Origin of the sequence: Streptomyces sp. NPDC057616, from assembly GCF_042800575.1 — a bacterium.
Lineage (GTDB): Bacteria > Actinomycetota > Actinomycetes > Streptomycetales > Streptomycetaceae > Streptomyces.
Window position 1 is genome coordinate 19,511 of record NZ_JBHVGU010000003.1, and the last position, 18,592, is coordinate 38,102.

Here is an 18,592-nt window from a genome sequence, read left to right on the forward strand (position 1 = left end):
CCGCGCGTCAGCCGTCCAGCCGGGCGGCCCGCGCCCGCAGATAGCGCTGTTCGGGCAGGCTCAGGGTCTGCGCGGCCGCCGACTCGTAGGCGCGGCGGGCCCCGGCCAGGTCGCCCGCACGCTCCAGGAGATGGCCGCGCGCCGCGTCGAGGCGGTGGCCCGGCTCCGGGCCCAGCAGATCCAGTTCCGCGAGCCCGGCCCGTGGCCCGTCCACCATCGCGACGGCCACGGCACGGTTGAGGCGTTCGACGGGCCCCGGGACCTGCCGGACCAGCACGTCGTAGAGGCCGAGGATCTGGCGCCAGTCCGTCTCCGCCGCGGACGGCGCCTCGTCGTGCAGCGCGGCGATGGCGGCCCGCACCTGGTAGGGGCCCGCATGCTGCCGGCCCGCGGCGCTCCGCGACAGCGCCTCGGTGACGAGCGCGACGCCCTCCTCGATCGCCGCCTTGTCCCAGCGGGAGCGGTCCTGCTCGTCGAGGGGCACGAGTTCGCCGTGCGGGCCGGTGCGGGCGTCGCGGCGGGCGTCGGTGAGCAGCATCAGGGCGAGCAGGCCGGCCACCTCGCCGTCGCCGGGCAGCAGTCGGTGGACTCCACGGGTCAACCGGACGGCCTCGCCCGCCAGTTCACGCCGCTGCAGGCTCGCCCCGGACGTCGCCGTGTAGCCCTCGTTGAAGATCAGATAGAGGGTGTGCAGGACGGCGGGCAGCCGGATCTCCCAGTGGTCCGGGCGCCCGAAGCGCACGCCCCGCACCTTCTGCTTGGCCCGGCTGATGCGCTGCGCCATGGTCGCCTCGGGGACCAGGTACGCGCGGGCGATCTCCGCCGTCGTCAGGCCCCCGACCGCGCGCAGCGTCAGCGCGATCCGGGCGGGCGGGGTGAGGTCCGGATGGCAGCACAGGAACAGGAGCGTGAGCGTGTCGTCCTCGCGCGGCGCCCGGTCCTGCCCGGTCGCGAGCCGCTCGGTGAGCGCCGCCGCCCGCTCCTCCCGCGCCCGCCGCGACTCCTCCGACCGCAGGGTGTCGGTCAGCCGCCGCGCGGCCACCTTGATCAGCCAGCCGCGCGGGTTGTCCGGCAGCCCCGCCGAGGGCCACTTCGCGGCCGCCGCCACCAGCGCCTCCTGTACGGCGTCCTCGGCGGCGTCGAAGTGGCCGTAGCGGCGCACCAGCGCGCCGAGGACCTGCGGCGCGTGCCGGCGCAGCAGGTCCTCGACCTCGGTGGGGGTGTCCATGGGCGCGCCGGGACCGGGGAGTGGGCTCACACGTCCGCGGAGCCGTCGTCCACGGGCCGGATCACCACGGGGTAGGAGGGCGCCCCGGCCGGCTGGGGGCACTGCAGGACGCGCTCGGCGATCTCCGTCACGCGGTCCAGGCTCGCGCAGTCCAGCACCCAGTAGCCCGCCAGCAGCTCCTTGGTCTCGCCGTAGGGACCGTCGGTGATCACACTCCTGCCGTCGTCGCCCAGGCCGACCGTCCGGGTCCTCGACGGCTCGGTCAGGCCCCGCGCGTCGACGAGCTCCCCGGACTCGGCGAGGTCGTCGTTGAGGGCGCCCATGAAGGCGTACATGGCCTGGACGTCCTCCTGGGCCCAGGCCGGGGAGTGCTCGTTGCCCTTGCCCTGCATGGCCTCGTAGTCCGCCTGCGAGCACTGCACCATGACCAGGTACTTCATCGTTCCGCTCCTTCGGCTCTCAACCGCCCCTCGCGGGCGGCTCTCACGGGGGACGTCGGAGCCGGGCCGGGATTCTCGACACTCCCGGCAGGCGGAGACGGGTTTTCAGGATTACGCGGCAGTTCAGGATTGCGGCTCGGCCCTTCAGGACTGCGGCGCGGCCGTCTCCCCGGGCTCCGGGCCGGTCCGCTCGGCCTCGCCACCGGGGACGTAGGCCTCGCATTCGCGGTTGTGACACGGGCCCGCCACCCAGCGCGGGACCCACGCACCCAGTGTCTTGTGGCGTATGACGACGGTCTCCACGGGCTGTCCGCACACCGGACAGACGTGTTCTGAGCTGTCCATGTCCTCAGCGTAGGACGGTCGGCGCCCGCGCGCGTGCGTTCAGCGCCTGCGCGCGTAGGTACGCACGAGCACGCCGTTGCCGAAGGTGCGCACCGACTCCAGCGTGAAGTCGGTGACCGCGAAGCCGCTGCCGAACATCGGCATACCGGAGCCGTACACCTGCGGGTAGGTCTTGATGATCAACTCGTCGATCTCGTCGAGCAGTTCGCCGGCGAGCTGCGAGCCGCCGCAGAGATAGATGCCGAGGTCGCCGTCCTCCGCCTTGAGTTCGCGGACCTTGCCGACCACGTCGTCGGCGACGATCTCGACGGCCGGGTCCGGGGACTGGCCGAGGCTGCGCGAGGCGACGTACTGGCGCAGGTGCGCGTAGGGGCTGGTGATGCCCTCCTTCAGGGCCAGCTCGTAGCTGCGGCGGCCCTGGACGATCGTGTCGAACCGCTTGTTCGGCAGGTCGTCCAGGCCGAGCGGGCGGCGGCCGTGGGTGGGCAGGGTCTCGGGGTGCTCCGCGGTGAGGAAGCCGAAGAACTCCTCGTCCACGAAGGCGAGCATGGACGAGGCGTCGCCGTCCGGGTCCCCGATGAAGCCGTCGATGGAGCAGGCGATGAAGTAGGTGAGCTTGCGCAAGCCGGTGCCTTTCCGTGGCGGGGGCGAGTGGATCGCACGGTGCCGATCGGGCGGTGCGGATCGGCCGGTGTGGATTCCGGGGCTAACCACTTCAGTTATAGTGCTTCACCTGTAGTGGTTCAAGCGATGTGAAAGGCCGAGGGATTCGGCAGAAGGAGCCCGCATGGCCAGCAATCCGGAACGGCGGGCCGCGCTCGTCGACGCCGGCGTGGAGGTGCTCGCGCGCGAGGGGGCGCGCGGCCTGACGTTCCGCGCGGTGGACGCCGCCGCCGGGGTGCCCGTGGGCACCGCGTCCAACTACTTCACCGGCCGCGACGACCTGCTCCGCCAGATCGACACCCCGCTGCACCAGCGGCTCGCGCCCGACCCCGAGGTGCTCGGTGCGCTGATGCGCGCGCCGAAGGACCGCGCTCTGGTCGCCGCGCTGATGCACGACCTGATGGCCCGGGTGACGGGTGACCGCACGGGCTACCTGGCCCTCCTGGAGATGCGCCTGGAAGCCACCCGGCGCCCCGAACTGCGCGCCTCCTACACGAAGTCGGTGCGCGCGGACCTGGAGGAGGGCATGGAGTTCCACCGCACGGCAGGGCTGCCGGGCGGGGACGAGACCGTCGCCGTGCTCTATCTCGCCATGCTCGGCCTGATCCTGGAGCACCTGACGCTGCCGGGTGTCCTGGACGGCGTCCTGCCGGGGGTGGGTGTGCCCGACGGGCTGGTCGAACGGATCGTGGCCACGGTGGTGCCGGAACGCTGACCGCGCCCGGACAGGACGTCAGCCGCCGACTCCCCGCTCAGACGCGGGGGTCGCGCCACATCGGCCACATCTGCGGGCCGTCGGGGAGGTCGAGCGGGCGGCCGGCCGGATCGAAGCCGAGGCGCTCGTACAGCGCCCGGCTGCGGGCGTTGCTGGCCTCCAGATACGCGGGCAGACCCTCGCGGTCGCAGCGGTCGAGGACGTGCCGGACAAGGTCCGTGCCCAGTCCCTCGCCCTGCCGCTGCGGCGTCACGCCGATCATCCACAGGTACTCGTGCGCGCGCCCGGCCGGGTGCGCCTGCGCCGTCAACCGCCCTATCAGCTCGATGCGTTCGTTCCCGGGGTCGACGGCCTCCCGGAGCTGGGCGAACCCCTCGTCGCCGCCGCCGTGGTCCTCGGCGGGCACGGACAGCCACAGCGCGCACGCGCTGCCGTCCTCGGTGACGTCGATCCGGCCCTCCTCCAGCACGATCGCGGTGAACGCGGCCATCAGCCTGTGGTGCGTCGCCCGGCGGTACTCGTCCCCGGGAAAGACCCAGCCGCTGACCGGATCGTCCTGGAAGGCCTCGTCCAGCAGCCGCACGACCAGCTCCATGTCGCCTTCGCCCGCCGTGCGGATCGCCACGCCCATGCCCCGTCCCCTTCGACCTCGATCGACTGTGCCCGTACGACTGCTGAGCCTATACAGGCCGTCCCGGCAAGTGCGCCGGAAGGAGGGGGAGTTGACGGGCCCCGCACACCGTGGGGATGTGCGGGACCCGCCGGGCCGGAGCCACTGTGGCCGTGCGGGGTCAGGAGCCGCACGGTCCCCGGTGGCTCCGGGGTTCCTGGGTGGTGCGGGTGGTGCGGTGGGTGCGGGTGGTGCGGTCAGTTGCTGCGCCGCGTCACGAACTCCAGCAGTGCGAGCAGTCCGCCCGCCTCCGCCGGGTCCGCCACCGCCCGGGACAGCTCGCCCATCGCCCGGGCCATCCGGTCGGCGGCCTGGATCTGCGCCCAGTCGCGCCCGCCGGCCCGCTCGACGGCCAGCGCCGTCCGCGTGATCTGCTCCTCGTCCTCCTTCTCGTACGGCATCGCGTACAGCTCGGCCAGTTCGGAGGCGGCCGGGGTGCCCGAGGTGAGCGCGGCGACGACCGGCAGGGACTTCTTGCGGGCGGCCAGATCCGCGCCCGCGGGTTTCCCGGTGCGGTGCGGATCGCCCCATATCCCGATGACGTCGTCGATGAGCTGGAAGGCGAGCCCGGCCTCGCGGCCGAACGCGTCCAGCGCCTCGACGTCCTCGCGCGACGCCCCCGCGTACAGCCCGCCCAGCGCGCAGGCGCATCCGATCAGCGCGCCCGTCTTGGCCTCGGCCATGGTCAGCACCTCGTCGAGGGTGACGTCGCCCGGGCCGCGCCGCTCCATCGCCGTGTCCGCGTGCTGGCCCGCGCACAGCTCGACGACGCAGGCCGCGATCCGGGCGGCCGCCGGGCCGGACGCCGGGTGTGCGTCCTCGGCGAGCATCCCGAGCGCCAGCGCCTGCAGTGCGTCCCCGGCGAGGATCGCGTCGGCGTCGCCGAACACCGTCCATGCGGTGGGCCGGTGGCGGCGGGTCGTGTCCCGGTCCATCACGTCGTCGTGCAGCAGCGTGAAGTTGTGCACCAGCTCCACCGCCGCGGCCGCCCGCACCGCCGCCCCGCGCGCCGCCGGCCCACCGAGCGCCGCGGCCGCGGTGAGGACGAGCGCGGGGCGGATCGCCTTGCCGGCGTTGCCCGCGGCCGGGGTGCCGTCCGCGTGCTCCCAGCCGAAGTGGTAGAGCGCGATCCGGCGCATGGAGCCCGGCAACGAGTCGATCGCGGCGCGCAGTTCGGGGTCGACGGACGCCCGGGTGCGCTCCAGGATCACGGCCGCCTCGTGCCCGTCGACCGGCTGCGCGGCCGTGACGTGCTGTTTCGCCTCCGTGAGGAACTCGGCCATGGGATCTCCCTCGGTCAGTTCGCGGACGGTGGCGCTTCCGCTCCGGCTGGGCGCATACGACCGGGATGTACCCACGCCGGTGGGCCCGGACACGGCTTCCAGGTGCCGAAACGTCACCTCCAGCGGCCGATCTCGACGTTCTCCAGGACGCCGAGCGCGTCCGGTACCAGGACCGCGGCCGAGTAGTACGCCGTCACCAGGTACTTGATGATCGCCTGTTCGTTGATGCCCATGAAGCGCACGGACAGGCTCGGCTCGATCTCGTCCGGGATCCCGGCCTGCTGGAGCCCGATGACGCCCTGCTCGGCCTCGCCGGTGCGCATGGCGATGATCGAGGTCGTACGGGTCTCGGAGACCGGGATCTTGTTGCACGGGTAGATCGGCACACCGCGCCAGGTCGGGATGCGGTTGCCCGCCACCTCCAGGGTCTCGGGGACCAGGCCGCGCTTGTTCAGCTCGCGGCCGATCGCGGAGATCGCGCGCGGGTGGGCGAGCAGCATCTTGGTGCCGCGGCGCCGGCTGAGCAGCTCGTCCAGGTCGTCGGGGCTGGGCACGCCGTCGTGCGGCTGGAGCCGCTGGTCGTACTCGCAGTTGTGCAGCATGCCGAACTCGCGGTTGTTGACCAGCTCGTGCTCCTGGCGCTCCTTCAACGCCTCGACCGTGAGCCGGAGTTGCTGCTCGGTCTGGTTCATCGGCTGGTTGTAGAGGTCGGCCACACGCGAGTGGATGCGCAGCACGGTCTGGGCGATGCTCAGTTCGTACTCGCGCGGCCTCGCCTCGTAGTCGACGAAGGTGTGCGGGATGTCCGGCTCGCCGCTGTGACCGGCGGCGAGGTCGACCTCCTTCTCGCCGTACTTGTTGGTGCGCTGCTCGGGGATCGCGCGCAGCTGCCGGAGGTGCTCGCGCAGGGAGTCGGAGCGCTCCGCGACCTGCTCGACGTCCTGGCGGGAGAGGCTGAGCACCGTGCACGCGGTGTCCGCGCGGGCCGTGTACTCCCAGATGGCCTCCGGGTCGAGCAGCGACGCGTCGCCGAAGTACGAGCCGTCGGCGAGCACGCCGAGGACCGCGTCGTCGCCGTAGGGGCCCGTGCCGATCTTCTCGACCCTGCCGTGCGCCAGGAGGTGGACCTCGTCGGACCGGCTCCCGAAGGAGGCGATCACGGAGCCGGGCGCGAACTCCTGCTGGCGGCAGCGCTGGGCGAGCTCCGCGAGCACCTCCTCGTCCTCGTACGACCGCAGGGCGGGGAGTTCGCCGAGCTCGGCCGGGATGACCTCGACGCGGTCGCCGGTCTTCACGAACGTGATGCGGCCGTCCCCCACGGCGTAGGTCAGGCGCCGGTTGACCCGGTACGTCCCGCCCTGGACGTTGACCCACGGCAGCATCCGCAGCAGCCAGCGCGAGCTGATCTCCTGCATCTGCGGCGCGGACTTGGTCGTGGTGGCCAGGTTCCGTGCGGCGGCCGTGCCGAGACTCTGCTGCGGCGTGCCCTGCTCCGAACGGACCTCTTCGCCTACCGACATATGAGAATTGCCCTCCCGGTCTTGCGGCGACGCGGACGGCGCCGTGCATCGCGACTTGCGGGGACCAGCCTTCCATCACGGAGCGTGCCGGTGCTATTACACGAACGAGCGGGATTGGATCTTCGCGGAGCTGGGCACAAATGGGGCTCCTCGACTCCCGTCCGACGTCAGCGTGCGCGAGTTGGCCGGATCCGATCCCTCGCCGCGAACACGATGTGTGACCGACTGCTCACTTTCGGTACAACCCCCGTCACGGAGGGTCGCGACGGGCGGCCGTTGGCACAGTACGAAGGAGGCGGTCATGGCCACACCCATGTCCGCAGGAAGTTTCCTGGCCGGTCTGCGGGCGGAGGGCGTCACGGTCGTCGAGGTCGGCGACTGGGAGCATCACAATCGCAACCAGAAGGGCCCGTGGGGCCCGGTGCACGGCGTCATGATCCATCACACGGTCACGAGCGGCGGCGACCGCACGGTCGAGCTGTGCCGGGACGGCTACGCCGATCTGCCCGGCCCGCTGTGCCACGGCGTGATCACCAAGGACGGCAGAGTCCACTTGGTCGGCTACGGCCGCGCCAACCACGCCGGCCTCGGCGACGACGACGTGCTGCGCGCGGTGATCGCCGAGAAGGCGCTCCCGCCGGACAACGAGGCGAACACCGACGGCAACCGCTACTTCTACGGCTTCGAGTGCGAGAACCTCGGCGACGGCAAGGACCCGTGGCCCGCGGCCCAGCTGACGGCCATCGAGCAGGTCGCCGCGGCGGTGTGCCGGCACCACGGGTGGACGGAACGGTCGGTGATCGGCCATCTGGAGTGGCAGCCGGGGAAGGTGGACCCGCGCGGGTTCACGATGGCCTGGCTGCGCGAGCGGGTGCGGGACCGGCTGAAGTAGCGGGACCGCCGAAGGCACGGGTGCGCGGTGTGCGGCGGCGCCGGTCCGGGCGTGACAATGCTGCCGTGAGCAGCCCCGACGCCCCCGACCTCGCCGCCCTCGGTCCTCGGCTGCCCTCACCCCTGCGGGAGGCCGAGGACGACCGCTTCTCCCGCCGCGGCCTGCGCCTGCTGCTCAAGCGCGACGATCTCATCCACCCGGAGCTGATCGGCAACAAGTGGCGCAAGCTCGCGCCCAACCTGGCCGCCGCACAGGGCCGTACGGTCCTCACGTTCGGCGGCGCCTACTCCAACCACCTGCGCGCCACGGCCGCCGCCGGCCGCCTGCTCGGGCTGCGCACGGTGGGCGTGGTCCGTGGTCAGGAGCTGGCCGACCGCCCCCTCAACCCGTCCCTGGCCCGGTGCGCCGCCGACGGCATGCGGCTGCACTTCGTCGACCGGTCGACGTATCGCGGCAAGACCGAACCCGACGTCCTCGCGCGCGTGCTGCGCGCGGCCGGAGCCGAGGACGCGTACGTCGTCCCCGAGGGCGGCAGCAACGCCGAAGCCGTACGGGGCTGCCGGGCCCTGGGCGAGGAGCTGCGCGGCCGTGCGGACGTCGTCGCCCTCGCCTGCGGCACCGGCGGCACCCTGGCCGGGCTGGCCGCGGGACTGGCCCCCGGTCAGCGCGCGCTCGGCATACCCGTCCTCAAGGGCGGCTTCCTGGCCGCCGACACGGCGGCGCTCCAGGAGCGCGCGTTCGGCGCCCGGCGCGGTGACTGGAGCCTCGACGACCGCTTCCACTTCGGCGGCTACGCCCGCGCCTCGGCCGGCCTCGACGCCTTCGCCGAGGACTTCGAGAACCGTCACGGCCTCCCGGTCGAACGTCTTTATGTCGCCAAATTGCTCTACGGACTGGTCGCCCTCGCGGAGGAGGGCGCGTTCCCGCGCGGGACGACCGTGGCGGCCGTGATCACCGGGCGGCCCTTCCCGTGAACCGTCACCCCCGGCGCCACTCGGCGCCCCGCCGGCGCCGCCCGCCGTGCGCCGCCGCGGCTCAGCCCTGCGCCGTCTCCCGGTAGGCCGCCGCCTCCTCCAGGTCCAGCCTGCGCAGCAGCGTCCGCAGCATCTCGTCGTCGATGTAGCGGCCGTCCCGCAGCCTGACGAACATCGCGCGCTCCGCGCCGATCATCTCCCGGGACAGCCGGCGGTAGGTGTCGTCGACCGATTCCCCGGTGACCGGGTTGACCTGGCCGAGGCGCTCCCAGACGGCGTTGCGGCGGCGCTCCAGGACCTGGCGCAGGCGCTCGGCCAGCGGCGGCGGGAGGGCGTTGCGCTCGTCCGCGAGGAGCTCGTCCAGGCGCCGCTCGGCGACCCGGGAGGCCTGCGCCTGGGCGTTGGCCTCCGCGAGGGTCTCGGCCTGCGTGTCCCGGCCGGGGAACTTCAGCAGGCGGATCAGCGGGGCCAGGGTGAGCCCCTGCACCACCAGGGTGCCGATCACGGTCGTGAAGGTCAGGAAGAGGATCAGGTTGCGCTGCGGGAAGGGGCCGCCGCCGTGCACGGTGAGCGGGATCGAGAAGGCGATGGCGAGCGAGACGACGCCGCGCATGGCGGCCCAGGAGGTGACGACCGGCCCTCTCCAGGTGGGGTTCTCCTCGCGTTCCCTGATCCGCGCGAAGAGGAAGCGGGGGATGAACGTGCCGGGATAGACCCAGACGAACCGGCTCACGACGACCACGAGGAAGACGACCAGCGCGTACCAGACGGCGTCGACGCCCCGGTACTCGCCGAGCCCCTTGAGGACGACCGGCAGCTGGAGGCCGATGAGTGCGAAGACCGCGGACTCCAGGACGAAGGCGACCACCTTCCACACCGCCTCCTCCTGGAGGCGGGTGGCGAAGTCGACCTCCCACGCGCGGTGCCCGATGTAGAGGGCGACGACCACGACCGCGAGGACACCCGAGGCGTGCACCTGCTCGGCGACGGCGTAGGCGACGAACGGGATCAGCAGGGACATGGTGTTCTGCAGCAGCGCCTCCTTCACGTGCGTGCGCAGCCAGTGGATCGGCGCCATCAGCACCAGCCCGACCACGACGCCGCCGACGGCCGCCAGCAGGAACTCGCCGATCCCGCCGATCCAGGAGGCGCCCTCGCCGACGGCGGCCGCGACGGCCACCCGGTACGCCGTGATCGCGGTGGCGTCGTTCAGCAGCGACTCGCCCTGGAGGATCGTGGTGATCCGGGACGGCAGCCCCACCCGCCGGGCGACGGCCGCCGCCGCGACCGCGTCCGTCGGCGCCACCACCGCGCCGAGCACCAGTGCCGCGGGAAGCGGCAGCCCGGGGATGACGAGATAGGCGATCCAGCCCACCACGAAGGTGGCGAACAGCACGTACCCCACCGACAGCAGCGCCACCGGCCGCATCGTGGCCCGCAGGTCGAGGTACGAGCTCTCGACGGCCTCCTTGTGCAGCAGCGGCGGCAGCACCAGGGGCAGCACGATCTCCGGGTCCAGGGTGTAGTCCGGCACCCCCGGCACGTAGGAGACGGCGAGGCCCACCGCCACGAGCAGCAGCGGGGCCGGCACCGGGGTGCGCCGGGCGACCGCGGCGATCGCGGTGCTGCCCGCCACCAGCAACAGCAGTGGCATCACGTCCATCGTCCTCGCCCGCCCTCGTTTTTCCGCGCGGTCATCCGCACACCCGTCGTAATCTGGCAATCATGAAACAGTGCACGCACGCCGACGCGCTGCCCGACCCGCAACCCGGTCCGCTCAGCAAGACGTGCGAGGAGTGTCTGCGCGACGGCACCCACCCGGTCCAGCTGCGGCTGTGCCTCGACTGCGGCCACGTCGCCTGCTGCGACTCCTCGCCGAACCGGCATGCGTCGGCACACCACAAGGACACCGGCCATCCGATCATGCAGACCTTCGAGCCCGGCGAGAACTGGCGTTGGTGCTTCGTGGACCACGTTCTCGTGTGACCCTGGACGACCGGGGCGCGTCCCACGAGCCGGACGGTTCGACCGTCTGACGTCTGGGTACGTCAACCCGGCGCGCGTTCTTCCCAATTGGAGCCGCAGACCTCTAGACACGGAGCGTATCCACAGTTTTACTGTGAGTGACGGCAAGGGGTTGGGGTCCCGGGGACAGGAAACTTGAGAGCGCGATAGCGTCACCGCTGAACCACACATCGCGTTATCCCGGGGGGCGACCCTCGGCCCCGATTAGCTTGTACCACCTTGGAGGTGAGGGTGTCCCAGATCGCAGGCGAGCCCGCGACCCAGGACTTCGTGGAAGTCCGGCTGCCGGCTGCGGGTGCCTACCTGTCGGTGCTGCGTACGGCGACTGCCGGCCTCGCGGCCCGCTTGGACTTCACCCTCGACGAGATCGAGGACCTTCGCATCGCGGTGGACGAGGCCTGCGCGATCCTGCTCCAGCAGGCCGTGCCCGGCTCGGTGCTCAGCTGCGTCTTCCGCCTCGTCGACGACTCGCTCGAGGTCACCGTCTCGGCCCCGACCACGGACGGCCACGCCCCCTCGCGGGACACCTTCGCCTGGACCGTCCTGTCCGCGCTCGCGGGCAAGGTCTCCTCGGCCGTGGACGAGGACAAAACCGTTTCGATCAGCCTCTACAAACAGCGCGGCGCGGGACCCGGGCCGGCGTGAGGACAGGGGACGGGCCGGTGCGTGACGAAGAGCGCGGCACACGAGAGCTGCCGGCCGAGGGCACAGGCGGGTCCCGACGCAGGCGGGACGTCGCCGGCGGCACCGACGGGATCGACGGCATCCCCGAGCAGGCCCGGCCGCATCCGGAGGACGACTCCGCGGAACCCGGCTTCCCGCAGGACGTACAGCGGGAACGCGAAGGTGCCGTGCAGAGCACGCCTCCGGCCGGGCAGTACGGGGTCACCCCGGTCCGAGCAGAGGCGAGGGCTCGGAGAAGGGCGACGGGCGGGACGATGAGCGAGCACGAGCGAAACGCCGAGGGCGACGGCCAGGACCAGCCGAGCGTGCAGCAGGCCACACAGCACGACGCGCAGGACCGCAGCGGCGCCCGCGCGATGTTCGTCGAGCTGCGCACGCTGAAGGACGGCAGCGCGGAGTACGCGGAGCTGCGCAACAAGCTGGTCCGCATGCACCTGCCGCTCGTCGAGCACCTCGCGCGCCGCTTCCGCAACCGCGGCGAGCCGCTGGACGACCTCACCCAGGTCGCCACCATCGGCCTGATCAAGTCGGTCGACCGCTTCGACCCGGAGCGCGGCGTGGAGTTCTCCACGTACGCGACCCCGACGGTCGTCGGCGAGATCAAGCGGCACTTCCGCGACAAGGGCTGGGCGGTGCGGGTGCCGCGGCGCCTGCAGGAGCTGCGCCTGGCGCTCACCACGGCGACGGCCGAGCTCTCCCAGCAGCACGGCCGCTCCCCCACGGTCCACGAGCTCGCCGAGAAGCTGGCGATCTCGGAGGAGGAGGTCCTGGAGGGCCTGGAGTCGGCCAACGCCTACTCCACCCTGTCGCTGGACGTCCCCGACACCGACGACGAGTCACCGGCGGTCGCGGACACCCTCGGCGCCGAGGACGAGGCGCTGGAGGGCGTGGAGTACCGGGAGTCGCTCAAGCCGCTCCTGGAAGACCTGCCGCCGCGCGAGAAGCGCATCCTGCTGCTGCGCTTCTTCGGCAACATGACCCAGTCGCAGATCGCCCAGGAGGTCGGCATCTCGCAGATGCACGTCTCCCGGCTGCTGGCGCGCACCCTGGCCCAGCTGCGCGAGAAGCTTCTGGTGGAGGAGTAGAGCCCGGCAGGGAGCGGGACTACCGCTCACCGTCCTGCGCACGGCCCGGGCCCCGGATCCCGAGGGCCTGGGTCGTGGCGGGATTGATCAGCAGCACGAGCGCGGCGACGGCGACGACCGCGATCGCGATGCCCGCCGGGATGGCCACACTGTCGGCCTGCAGCAGGTTGTAGGCCACCGGCAGCGCCATGATCTGGGTGATGACCGCGGGACCGCGGCTCCAGCTGCGCCGGGCGAGCAGTCCGCGGGCCGCCAGCAGCGGCAGCAGGGCGAGGACGACGAGCGTGATGCCGCCGGTGACGGCGGACCGGCGGTCGTCCGGGCTGCCGCCCAGTCCCTCGACGAGCATCCAGACGCCCCCGACGACCAGCGCGAGCCCCTCCAGACCGCACAGTGCCGCGGCGTACGTCAGGCGGCGCGGGCGGGGACCGGCCTCTTCCTCGGTGGCGGGGGTCTTCTCACTGGTCACCCCTGAAGGGTAGCCCCGGGGACGCGGGCCCCCGCGGCGAGGTTGAGCGGGGCCCCCGTGGTGAGCCTCACGCCCTCACCTCTTACCTGATCCCTACCTCGCCCTGTGCCGGGTACTTCCCAGTAGGTACGCTGCCCTTCATGCGTGCACTTCTCGTGGTCAACCCAGCGGCAACCACCACAAGCGCACGTAGGCGCGACGTTCTGATCCACGCGCTCGCGAGCGAGATGAAGCTCGAGGCCGTCATGACGGAGTACCGCGGCCACGCGCGCGACCTCGGCCGGCAGGCCGCGGAGAGCGACGACATCGACCTGGTCGTGGCCCTCGGCGGCGACGGCACGGTGAACGAGGTGGTCAACGGCCTGCTCCACAACGGCCCCGACCCGGAGCGCCTGCCGCGTCTCGCCGTGGTTCCCGGCGGCTCCACCAACGTCTTCGCCCGCGCGCTGGGCCTGCCCAACGACGCCGTCGACGCGACCGGCGCACTCCTGGACGCCCTGCGCGACGGCAGCGAGCGCACCGTCGGCATGGGCATCGCCGCCGGCACCCCGGGCACCGAGGACGAGGCGGTGCCGGCCCGCTGGTTCACCTTCTGCGCGGGGCTCGGCTTCGACGCGGGCGTGGTCGGCCGGGTCGAGCAGCAGCGGGAACAGGGCAAGAAATCCACGCACGCCCTTTACCTCCGCCAGGTCGTACGGCAGTTCCTTCAGGAGCCGCACCGCCGGCACGGCACCATCACACTGGAGCGACCGGGTCAGGACCCGGTGACCGATCTGGTGCTCTCCATAATCTGCAACACCTCGCCCTGGACGTATCTGGGCAATCGTCCGGTGTACGCGACGCCTAAGGCCTCGTTCGACACCGGGCTCGACGTGCTCGGTCTCAGCCGTATGTCGACCGCCTCGGTTGCCCGGTATGCGACCCAGTTGCTCACTTCGTCCCCCGAGCGCGGCGCCCATGGAAGGCACACCGTGACGCTGCACGACCTGGACCAGTTCACCTTGCATTCGAAGGTGCCTCTGCCCCTTCAGATGGACGGCGACCACCTGGGACTGCGTACGAGCGTGACGTTCACAGGCGTACGCCGTGCACTGCGTGTGATTGTGTGAGCAGAAAGGGCTGAAGTCCTTTCACTCGAACGTTTAGGCCAGGATCCACCCCATGGAAGTACGGCTGTGACCTAGTCGACACCGAGGAATCAAAAAAAACTTTCCGGAAGGGGTTGTATCCGCCGCTGAGGTTTGCGAGTCTCTACGTGGCGGTCGGGACAGCCCGCAACACCAGCGTCCACAGACCACCGGAACCCCTCTTCACACCACAGGACCACGCCGGGGAAGACTCGGCGGTCGGCCCTTCACTTGTTGAGGGATTCGTGAAAGCGTTCACATTCACAAGCAACCAGCATGTAATACCAAGGAGAGGTAGCAGCCATGGACTGGCGTCACAACGCCGTTTGCCGCGAGGAAGACCCCGAGCTCTTCTTCCCCATCGGCAACACCGGTCCTGCGCTGCTGCAGATCGAGGAAGCCAAGGCCGTCTGCCGTCGCTGCCCCGTTATGGATCAGTGTCTGCAGTGGGCGCTCGAGTCCGGTCAGGACTCCGGCGTCTGGGGTGGTCTCAGCGAGGACGAGCGTCGCGCGATGAAGCGCCGTGCCGCCCGCAACCGGGCCCGTCAGGCTTCTGCCTGACACACCCGCCCCGCAACAGCCTGAGCTTGGCGGCGCGTACAGCGAGTACGCATCTCCCGCCCCCGAGCCGCAGCGCGCAGTACCCCCGATGCGCAGCACAAGCTGGCAACGAGCATTTCAGCCCCGGACCTCAAGGTCCGGGGCTTCTTGCTGTGCACCGCCGGGCCGGAGCGGGCCGGACTCCGCGGCCTACTTGTCCGCCTGCACCGGCACGTCCAGGATCACCCGGGTTCCGCGCTCCGGCGCCGGGACCATGTCGAACGTGCCGCCCAACTCCCCTTCCACCAGGGTTCGTACGATCTGCAGACCGAGGTTGCCGGAGGTGTGCGGGTCGAAGCCCTCGGGGAGCCCGACGCCGTCGTCCTGGACGGTGACCAGGAGGCGGGCCTCCTTCGAGGTGCCGCCGCGGACCGCGGAGACCTCGACGGTGCCGGTGTCCCCCTCGCGGAAACCGTGTTCGAGGGCGTTCTGCAGAACCTCCGTCAGGACCATGGACAGCGGGGTGGCCACCTCGGCGTCCAGGATGCCGAAGCGTCCGCTGCGCCGGCCGGTGACCTTGCCCGGGGAGATCTCGGCGACCATCGCCAGCACGCGGTCGGCGATGTCGTCGAACTCCACGCGCTCGTCCAGGTTCTGGGAGAGCGTCTCGTGCACGATCGCGATCGAGCCGACGCGGCGGACCGCCTCCTCCAGCGCCTCCCGGCCGCGGTCGGACTCGATGCGCCGTGCCTGCAGGCGCAGCAGCGCGGCGACCGTCTGGAGGTTGTTCTTCACCCGGTGGTGGATCTCCCGGATGGTCGCGTCCTTGGTGATCAACTCGCGCTCGCGGCGGCGCAGTTCGGTGACGTCCCGGAGCAGGACCAGCGAACCGATGCGCGTGCCCTTGGGCTTGAGCGGGATCGCGCGGAACTGGATGACCCCGTCGTGCGCCTCGATCTCGAACTCGCGCGGCGCCCAGCCGCTGGCCACCTTGGCGAGCGCCTCGTCCACCGGGCCGCGGGTCGGGGCGAGTTCGGCGGTGGTCCGGCCGAGGTGCTGTCCGACCAGGTCGGAGGCGAGGCCCATGCGGTGGTAGGCGGAGAGGGCGTTCGGCGAGGCGTACTGGACGATGCCGTCCGCGTCGAGCCGGATCAGGCCGTCCCCGACGCGCGGTGCGGCGTCCATGTCCATCTGCTGGTCGGGGAACGGGAAGGAACCGGCCGCGATCATCTGCGCGAGGTCCGAGGCGCTCTGCAGATAGGTCAGTTCGAGGCGGCTCGGGGTGCGCACCGTGAGGAGGTTCGTGTTGCGCGCGATGACGCCGAGGACGCGGCCCTCCCGGCGGACCGGGATCGACTCGACCCGGACCGGGACCTCCTCGCGCCATTCCGGGTCGCCCTCGCGCACGATCCGGCCCTCGTCGAGCGCCGCGTCCAGCAGGGGGCGGCGGCCGCGCGGGACGAGGTGGCCGACCATGTCGTCCTGGTACGAGGTGGGGCCGGTGTTGGGGCGCATCTGGGCGACCGAGACGTACCGGGTGCCGTCGCGGGTGGGGACCCACAGGACGAGGTCGGCGAAGGAGAGGTCGGACAGCAGCTGCCACTCCGAGACCAGCAGATGGAGCCACTCGAGGTCGGAGTCGTCGAGTGCGGTGTGCTGGCGGACCAGTTCGTTCATGGAGGGCACGGGTGCGAGCGTACCTGGCGGTTTGTACGGCTCCGAAATGCGCGCTCCCCCGAAGACACCCGCGGGCCGCGGCGCCTGGGAGGGACCCTCAACCCTCCCGGCACCGCAGCCCGGAGCAACATCGGCCGTGGGGTGTGCGGTCCCGGTCGGCCGAAGGATGAGGATCCGGGGCAGTCAGGGCAGAGAGCTCCGGTTCCTCCGTCCGTCCTCCTGTGCGGGGAGGACGGAAGCTCGCTTGCTTCGCACGCTGGTCTCAAGTGCTTCAACACAATTGTGGACTAGACCACTCTGTGTGTCCATGCGTTGAAGCCTGTTTGTTGTTGTCGTTCCGCGACCGCTACGACTGCTACGACCACTCGGATACTCGGACGTCCTGGCATCCAGCACGCAGCCTAACCCTTGCGGGTTCATGTGCGCGGCCAGATGGCCATGGCAATTTCGGCGACCGCGGCGAGTTCCTCGCGGCTCGCGCCGTCCCGCGCCTGCTGGGACATGCCCTGCACGACGGCGGCGGTGTACCGGGCGAGCGCGGCGGCGTCCGTGTCCGCGGGCAGCTCCCCCGCCGCGATGCCCGCCTCGATACGACTCTCGAAGGCGGCGATGTCGGCGTTGCGCCGCTCGCGCAGGGACGCCTCGACCTCCGGGCTGGTGCAGTTGGTGGCCGCGTGCAGGACGAGGCAGCCGCGCGGGCGGCCGGGGGCCGTGTACGCGGCGGCGGCCTCGCGCAGCAGCCGCCCGACGGCGGCACGGGCGGTGCGCTCCTCGGCGAGGGCGCGGGCGCGGAAGGCGCCGTACCGGCTGTCGTACGAGGTCACGACCTCCTCGAACAGCGCCCGCTTGTCTCCGAAGGCCGCCTACAGACTCGGGGCGCCGATGCCCATGACACGGGTCAGGTCGGCGACCGAGGTCGCCTCGTAGCCGTGCTCCCAGAAGGCCCTCAGCGCCTTCTCCAGCGCCGTGGCGCGGTCGAAGGAGCGCGGGCGGCCGCGCGGCCTGGGCCTCGCGCCGGCCTTCGCCCTGGTCGCCTCGCCGCCCGCCATGGCGCGGATTGTAGAGCGGTGCTGGAGAAAGGCGTCAGTGCGTCTCCGTCACCTTCGCCAGGGCGCGCGGCGCGTCCGGGTCCTGGCCGCGGGCGATGGTGATCTCGTGGGCGAGGAGCTGCAGCGGGAGGATCTCCAGGATCGGCTGGACCTCCTCGGCGACGCCCTCGGTGGGCAGGACGAAACCGGCCGAGGCCTGTTCCACCTGGTGGGCGGGGCCGACGACGAACAGGTCGGCGCCGCGGCCGCGCAGCCGGTCGAGGACGGGCTGCAGGGCCTCGCCGCCCCTGCCGTCGGTGACCACCGCGATGACCGGTGAGACGTTGTCGACCATGGCGAGCGGGCCGTGCAGCAGGTCGGCGCCGGAGTAGGAGAGGGCCGGGATGTAGCTGGTCTCCATCAGCTTGAGGGCGGCCTCCTTGGCGGTGGGATAGCCGTAGCCGCGGGAGGTGATGACCATGCGCTCGGCGAAGCGGTAGCGGGCGGCCAGGGCACGGACCTCGTCCTGCCGGGCGAGCAGCTGCTCGGCGAGGTCCGGCAGCACCTTCGCGGCGCCGCCGTCACCGCCGCGCAGGCCCTCGACGAGGAGGTACAGGGCGAGGAGGGAGGCCGTGTAGGTCTTGGTCGCGGGCAGAGCCTTCTCCGGCCCGGCCATGATGTCGACGTGGTACTCGGAGACGCCGGCCAGCGGTGAGTCGGGGTTGTTGGTCACGGCGAGGGTGATCGCGCCGGCCTCGCGGGCGGCGCGGGTCGAGGCCACCAGGTCCGGGGAGCCGCCGGACTGGCTGACGGTGATCACCAGGACGTCGGTGAGGTCGGGACGGGCGCCGTACGCCGTGGTGGTGGACATCGAGGTGAGGCCGCAGGGCAGGCCGAGGCGGATCTCCAGGAGGTACTTGGCGTAGAGGGCGGCGTTGTCGGAGGTGCCGCGGGCGGTCAGCAGGACGAAGCGGGGTGCGCGGGCCGCGATGTCCTGGGCCACCTGCCGGATGGCGGGGGCGCCCTCCTGGAGCAGGCGGCGCAGCACGGCGGGCTGCTCGGCCATCTCTCGGGCCATGATCCGGCCGGGGACGTCGTGCTGGGGGTCCGGTGCCGGGGCCGGCGTCATGGCGGTCATGGTGGGTTCCTCCCGGATCTCGCTGCTCTTGTCTCGCTGCTCTTGTCTGGTGGCTCGTGTCCGGCGTCTCGTCACGCGGCCCGCCGGGC

19 protein-coding genes and 1 pseudogene are annotated in these 18,592 nt (G+C 71.7%); 8 read left to right on the top strand and 12 right to left on the bottom strand.

The features are described from left to right. Positions 1 to 7: 7 nt before the first annotated feature. The 4 genes from ACFU97_RS03630 to ACFU97_RS03645 all read right to left on the bottom strand — a co-directional run bounded on the left by ACFU97_RS03630 (position 8) and on the right by ACFU97_RS03645 (position 2,637). On the bottom strand, positions 8 to 1,228 hold the full coding sequence (locus ACFU97_RS03630; protein ID WP_384250357.1) for an RNA polymerase sigma factor: 1,221 nt from the start codon (positions 1,226 to 1,228) through the stop codon (positions 8 to 10). Positions 1,229 to 1,254: 26 nt separating this feature from the next. Continuing rightward, positions 1,255 to 1,668 (bottom strand): YciI family protein, encoded by a 414-nt coding sequence (locus tag ACFU97_RS03635; protein WP_384250360.1) that lies wholly within the window; start codon positions 1,666 to 1,668, stop codon positions 1,255 to 1,257. A gap of 144 nt (positions 1,669 to 1,812) precedes the next feature. Next, positions 1,813 to 2,013: a hypothetical protein gene (locus ACFU97_RS03640; RefSeq protein WP_384250362.1), complete on the bottom strand. Its 201-nt coding sequence runs from the start codon at positions 2,011 to 2,013 to the stop codon at positions 1,813 to 1,815. Positions 2,014 to 2,052: 39 nt separating this feature from the next. Next, positions 2,053 to 2,637: a dihydrofolate reductase family protein gene (locus ACFU97_RS03645; RefSeq protein WP_384250365.1), complete on the bottom strand. Its 585-nt coding sequence runs from the start codon at positions 2,635 to 2,637 to the stop codon at positions 2,053 to 2,055. A gap of 163 nt (positions 2,638 to 2,800) precedes the next feature. Between ACFU97_RS03645 and ACFU97_RS03650 the strand changes: the two genes are divergently transcribed. After that, entirely contained in the window at positions 2,801 to 3,391 is a 591-nt protein-coding gene (locus ACFU97_RS03650) for a TetR/AcrR family transcriptional regulator (RefSeq protein WP_384250368.1), read from the top strand. 37 nt (positions 3,392 to 3,428) lie between these two features. On the opposite strand, the gene ACFU97_RS03655 is transcribed toward ACFU97_RS03650, so the two are convergent. The 3 genes from ACFU97_RS03655 to ACFU97_RS03665 all read right to left on the bottom strand — a co-directional run bounded on the left by ACFU97_RS03655 (position 3,429) and on the right by ACFU97_RS03665 (position 6,864). Beyond that, entirely contained in the window at positions 3,429 to 4,022 is a 594-nt protein-coding gene (locus tag ACFU97_RS03655; protein ID WP_384250370.1) for a GNAT family N-acetyltransferase, read from the bottom strand. Between the two features lie 236 nt (positions 4,023 to 4,258). Continuing rightward, positions 4,259 to 5,344, bottom strand: coding sequence for a family 2 encapsulin nanocompartment cargo protein polyprenyl transferase (locus ACFU97_RS03660; RefSeq protein ID WP_384250372.1), 1,086 nt, complete (start codon positions 5,342 to 5,344; stop codon positions 4,259 to 4,261). 113 nt (positions 5,345 to 5,457) lie between these two features. Beyond that, positions 5,458 to 6,864, bottom strand: coding sequence for a family 2B encapsulin nanocompartment shell protein (locus tag ACFU97_RS03665; RefSeq protein WP_384250375.1), 1,407 nt, complete (start codon positions 6,862 to 6,864; stop codon positions 5,458 to 5,460). A gap of 301 nt (positions 6,865 to 7,165) precedes the next feature. On the opposite strand from ACFU97_RS03665, the gene ACFU97_RS03670 reads away from it, so the two are divergent. Together ACFU97_RS03670 and ACFU97_RS03675 are read left to right on the top strand one after the other, a co-directional pair. Then, positions 7,166 to 7,756: an N-acetylmuramoyl-L-alanine amidase gene (locus ACFU97_RS03670; RefSeq protein ID WP_384250378.1), complete on the top strand. Its 591-nt coding sequence runs from the start codon at positions 7,166 to 7,168 to the stop codon at positions 7,754 to 7,756. A 65-nt stretch (positions 7,757 to 7,821) separates the two neighbouring features. After that, on the top strand, positions 7,822 to 8,730 hold the full coding sequence (locus ACFU97_RS03675) for a 1-aminocyclopropane-1-carboxylate deaminase/D-cysteine desulfhydrase (RefSeq protein WP_384250381.1): 909 nt from the start codon (positions 7,822 to 7,824) through the stop codon (positions 8,728 to 8,730). Between the two features lie 61 nt (positions 8,731 to 8,791). Here the strand turns inward: ACFU97_RS03675 and ACFU97_RS03680 are convergent, their stop codons facing one another. Next, positions 8,792 to 10,393, bottom strand: coding sequence for a Na+/H+ antiporter (locus tag ACFU97_RS03680; RefSeq protein WP_384250383.1), 1,602 nt, complete (start codon positions 10,391 to 10,393; stop codon positions 8,792 to 8,794). A gap of 62 nt (positions 10,394 to 10,455) precedes the next feature. Between ACFU97_RS03680 and ACFU97_RS03685 the strand changes: the two genes are divergently transcribed. From ACFU97_RS03685 to ACFU97_RS03695, 3 genes are all read left to right on the top strand, one after another. Further along, entirely contained in the window at positions 10,456 to 10,716 is a 261-nt protein-coding gene (locus ACFU97_RS03685; protein WP_384250386.1) for a UBP-type zinc finger domain-containing protein, read from the top strand. Between the two features lie 270 nt (positions 10,717 to 10,986). Continuing rightward, positions 10,987 to 11,400 (top strand): anti-sigma regulatory factor, encoded by a 414-nt coding sequence (locus ACFU97_RS03690; RefSeq protein WP_004925829.1) that lies wholly within the window; start codon positions 10,987 to 10,989, stop codon positions 11,398 to 11,400. A gap of 17 nt (positions 11,401 to 11,417) precedes the next feature. Next, positions 11,418 to 12,524, top strand: coding sequence for an RNA polymerase sigma factor SigF (locus ACFU97_RS03695; RefSeq protein ID WP_384250389.1), 1,107 nt, complete (start codon positions 11,418 to 11,420; stop codon positions 12,522 to 12,524). 19 nt (positions 12,525 to 12,543) lie between these two features. Here ACFU97_RS03695 and ACFU97_RS03700 read toward each other — a convergent pair whose 3' ends face one another. Further along, entirely contained in the window at positions 12,544 to 12,993 is a 450-nt protein-coding gene (locus ACFU97_RS03700) for a hypothetical protein (protein WP_384250391.1), read from the bottom strand. Positions 12,994 to 13,133: 140 nt separating this feature from the next. On the opposite strand from ACFU97_RS03700, the gene ACFU97_RS03705 reads away from it, so the two are divergent. Together ACFU97_RS03705 and ACFU97_RS03710 are read left to right on the top strand one after the other, a co-directional pair. Further along, on the top strand, positions 13,134 to 14,102 hold the full coding sequence (locus ACFU97_RS03705) for a diacylglycerol/lipid kinase family protein (protein ID WP_384250394.1): 969 nt from the start codon (positions 13,134 to 13,136) through the stop codon (positions 14,100 to 14,102). Positions 14,103 to 14,423: 321 nt separating this feature from the next. Then, positions 14,424 to 14,681, top strand: coding sequence for a WhiB family transcriptional regulator (locus ACFU97_RS03710; protein WP_006142322.1), 258 nt, complete (start codon positions 14,424 to 14,426; stop codon positions 14,679 to 14,681). 189 nt (positions 14,682 to 14,870) lie between these two features. On the opposite strand, the gene ACFU97_RS03715 is transcribed toward ACFU97_RS03710, so the two are convergent. The 3 genes and pseudogenes from ACFU97_RS03715 to ACFU97_RS03725 all read right to left on the bottom strand — a co-directional run bounded on the left by ACFU97_RS03715 (position 14,871) and on the right by ACFU97_RS03725 (position 18,503). Next, positions 14,871 to 16,346: a sensor histidine kinase gene (locus tag ACFU97_RS03715; protein WP_384250396.1), complete on the bottom strand. Its 1,476-nt coding sequence runs from the start codon at positions 16,344 to 16,346 to the stop codon at positions 14,871 to 14,873. Positions 16,347 to 16,753: 407 nt separating this feature from the next. After that, positions 16,754 to 17,386: pseudogene (locus ACFU97_RS03720) on the bottom strand (TetR/AcrR family transcriptional regulator). 34 nt (positions 17,387 to 17,420) lie between these two features. Continuing rightward, a complete protein-coding gene (locus ACFU97_RS03725) occupies positions 17,421 to 18,503 on the bottom strand; it encodes an SIS domain-containing protein (RefSeq protein WP_384250398.1) in 1,083 nt (360 codons plus the stop codon). Between the last annotated feature and the right edge of the window lie 89 nt (positions 18,504 to 18,592).

Excerpts from the sequence above, each read along its gene's own strand:
- ACFU97_RS03630 (WP_384250357.1), bottom strand. The coding sequence starts at position 1,228 with ATGGACACCCCCACCGAGGTCGAGGACCTGCTGCGCCGGCACGCGCCG.
- ACFU97_RS03635 (WP_384250360.1), bottom strand. The coding sequence starts at position 1,668 with ATGAAGTACCTGGTCATGGTGCAGTGCTCGCAGGCGGACTACGAGGCC.
- ACFU97_RS03640 (WP_384250362.1), bottom strand. The coding sequence starts at position 2,013 with ATGGACAGCTCAGAACACGTCTGTCCGGTGTGCGGACAGCCCGTGGAG.
- ACFU97_RS03650 (WP_384250368.1), top strand. The coding sequence starts at position 2,801 with ATGGCCAGCAATCCGGAACGGCGGGCCGCGCTCGTCGACGCCGGCGTG.
- ACFU97_RS03655 (WP_384250370.1), bottom strand. The coding sequence starts at position 4,022 with ATGGGCGTGGCGATCCGCACGGCGGGCGAAGGCGACATGGAGCTGGTC.
- ACFU97_RS03660 (WP_384250372.1), bottom strand. The coding sequence starts at position 5,344 with ATGGCCGAGTTCCTCACGGAGGCGAAACAGCACGTCACGGCCGCGCAG.
- ACFU97_RS03665 (WP_384250375.1), bottom strand. The coding sequence starts at position 6,864 with ATGTCGGTAGGCGAAGAGGTCCGTTCGGAGCAGGGCACGCCGCAGCAG.
- ACFU97_RS03670 (WP_384250378.1), top strand. The coding sequence starts at position 7,166 with ATGGCCACACCCATGTCCGCAGGAAGTTTCCTGGCCGGTCTGCGGGCG.
- ACFU97_RS03680 (WP_384250383.1), bottom strand. The coding sequence starts at position 10,393 with ATGGACGTGATGCCACTGCTGTTGCTGGTGGCGGGCAGCACCGCGATC.
- ACFU97_RS03685 (WP_384250386.1), top strand. The coding sequence starts at position 10,456 with ATGAAACAGTGCACGCACGCCGACGCGCTGCCCGACCCGCAACCCGGT.
- ACFU97_RS03705 (WP_384250394.1), top strand. The coding sequence starts at position 13,134 with ATGCGTGCACTTCTCGTGGTCAACCCAGCGGCAACCACCACAAGCGCA.
- ACFU97_RS03710 (WP_006142322.1), top strand. The coding sequence starts at position 14,424 with ATGGACTGGCGTCACAACGCCGTTTGCCGCGAGGAAGACCCCGAGCTC.
- ACFU97_RS03725 (WP_384250398.1), bottom strand. The coding sequence starts at position 18,503 with ATGACCGCCATGACGCCGGCCCCGGCACCGGACCCCCAGCACGACGTC.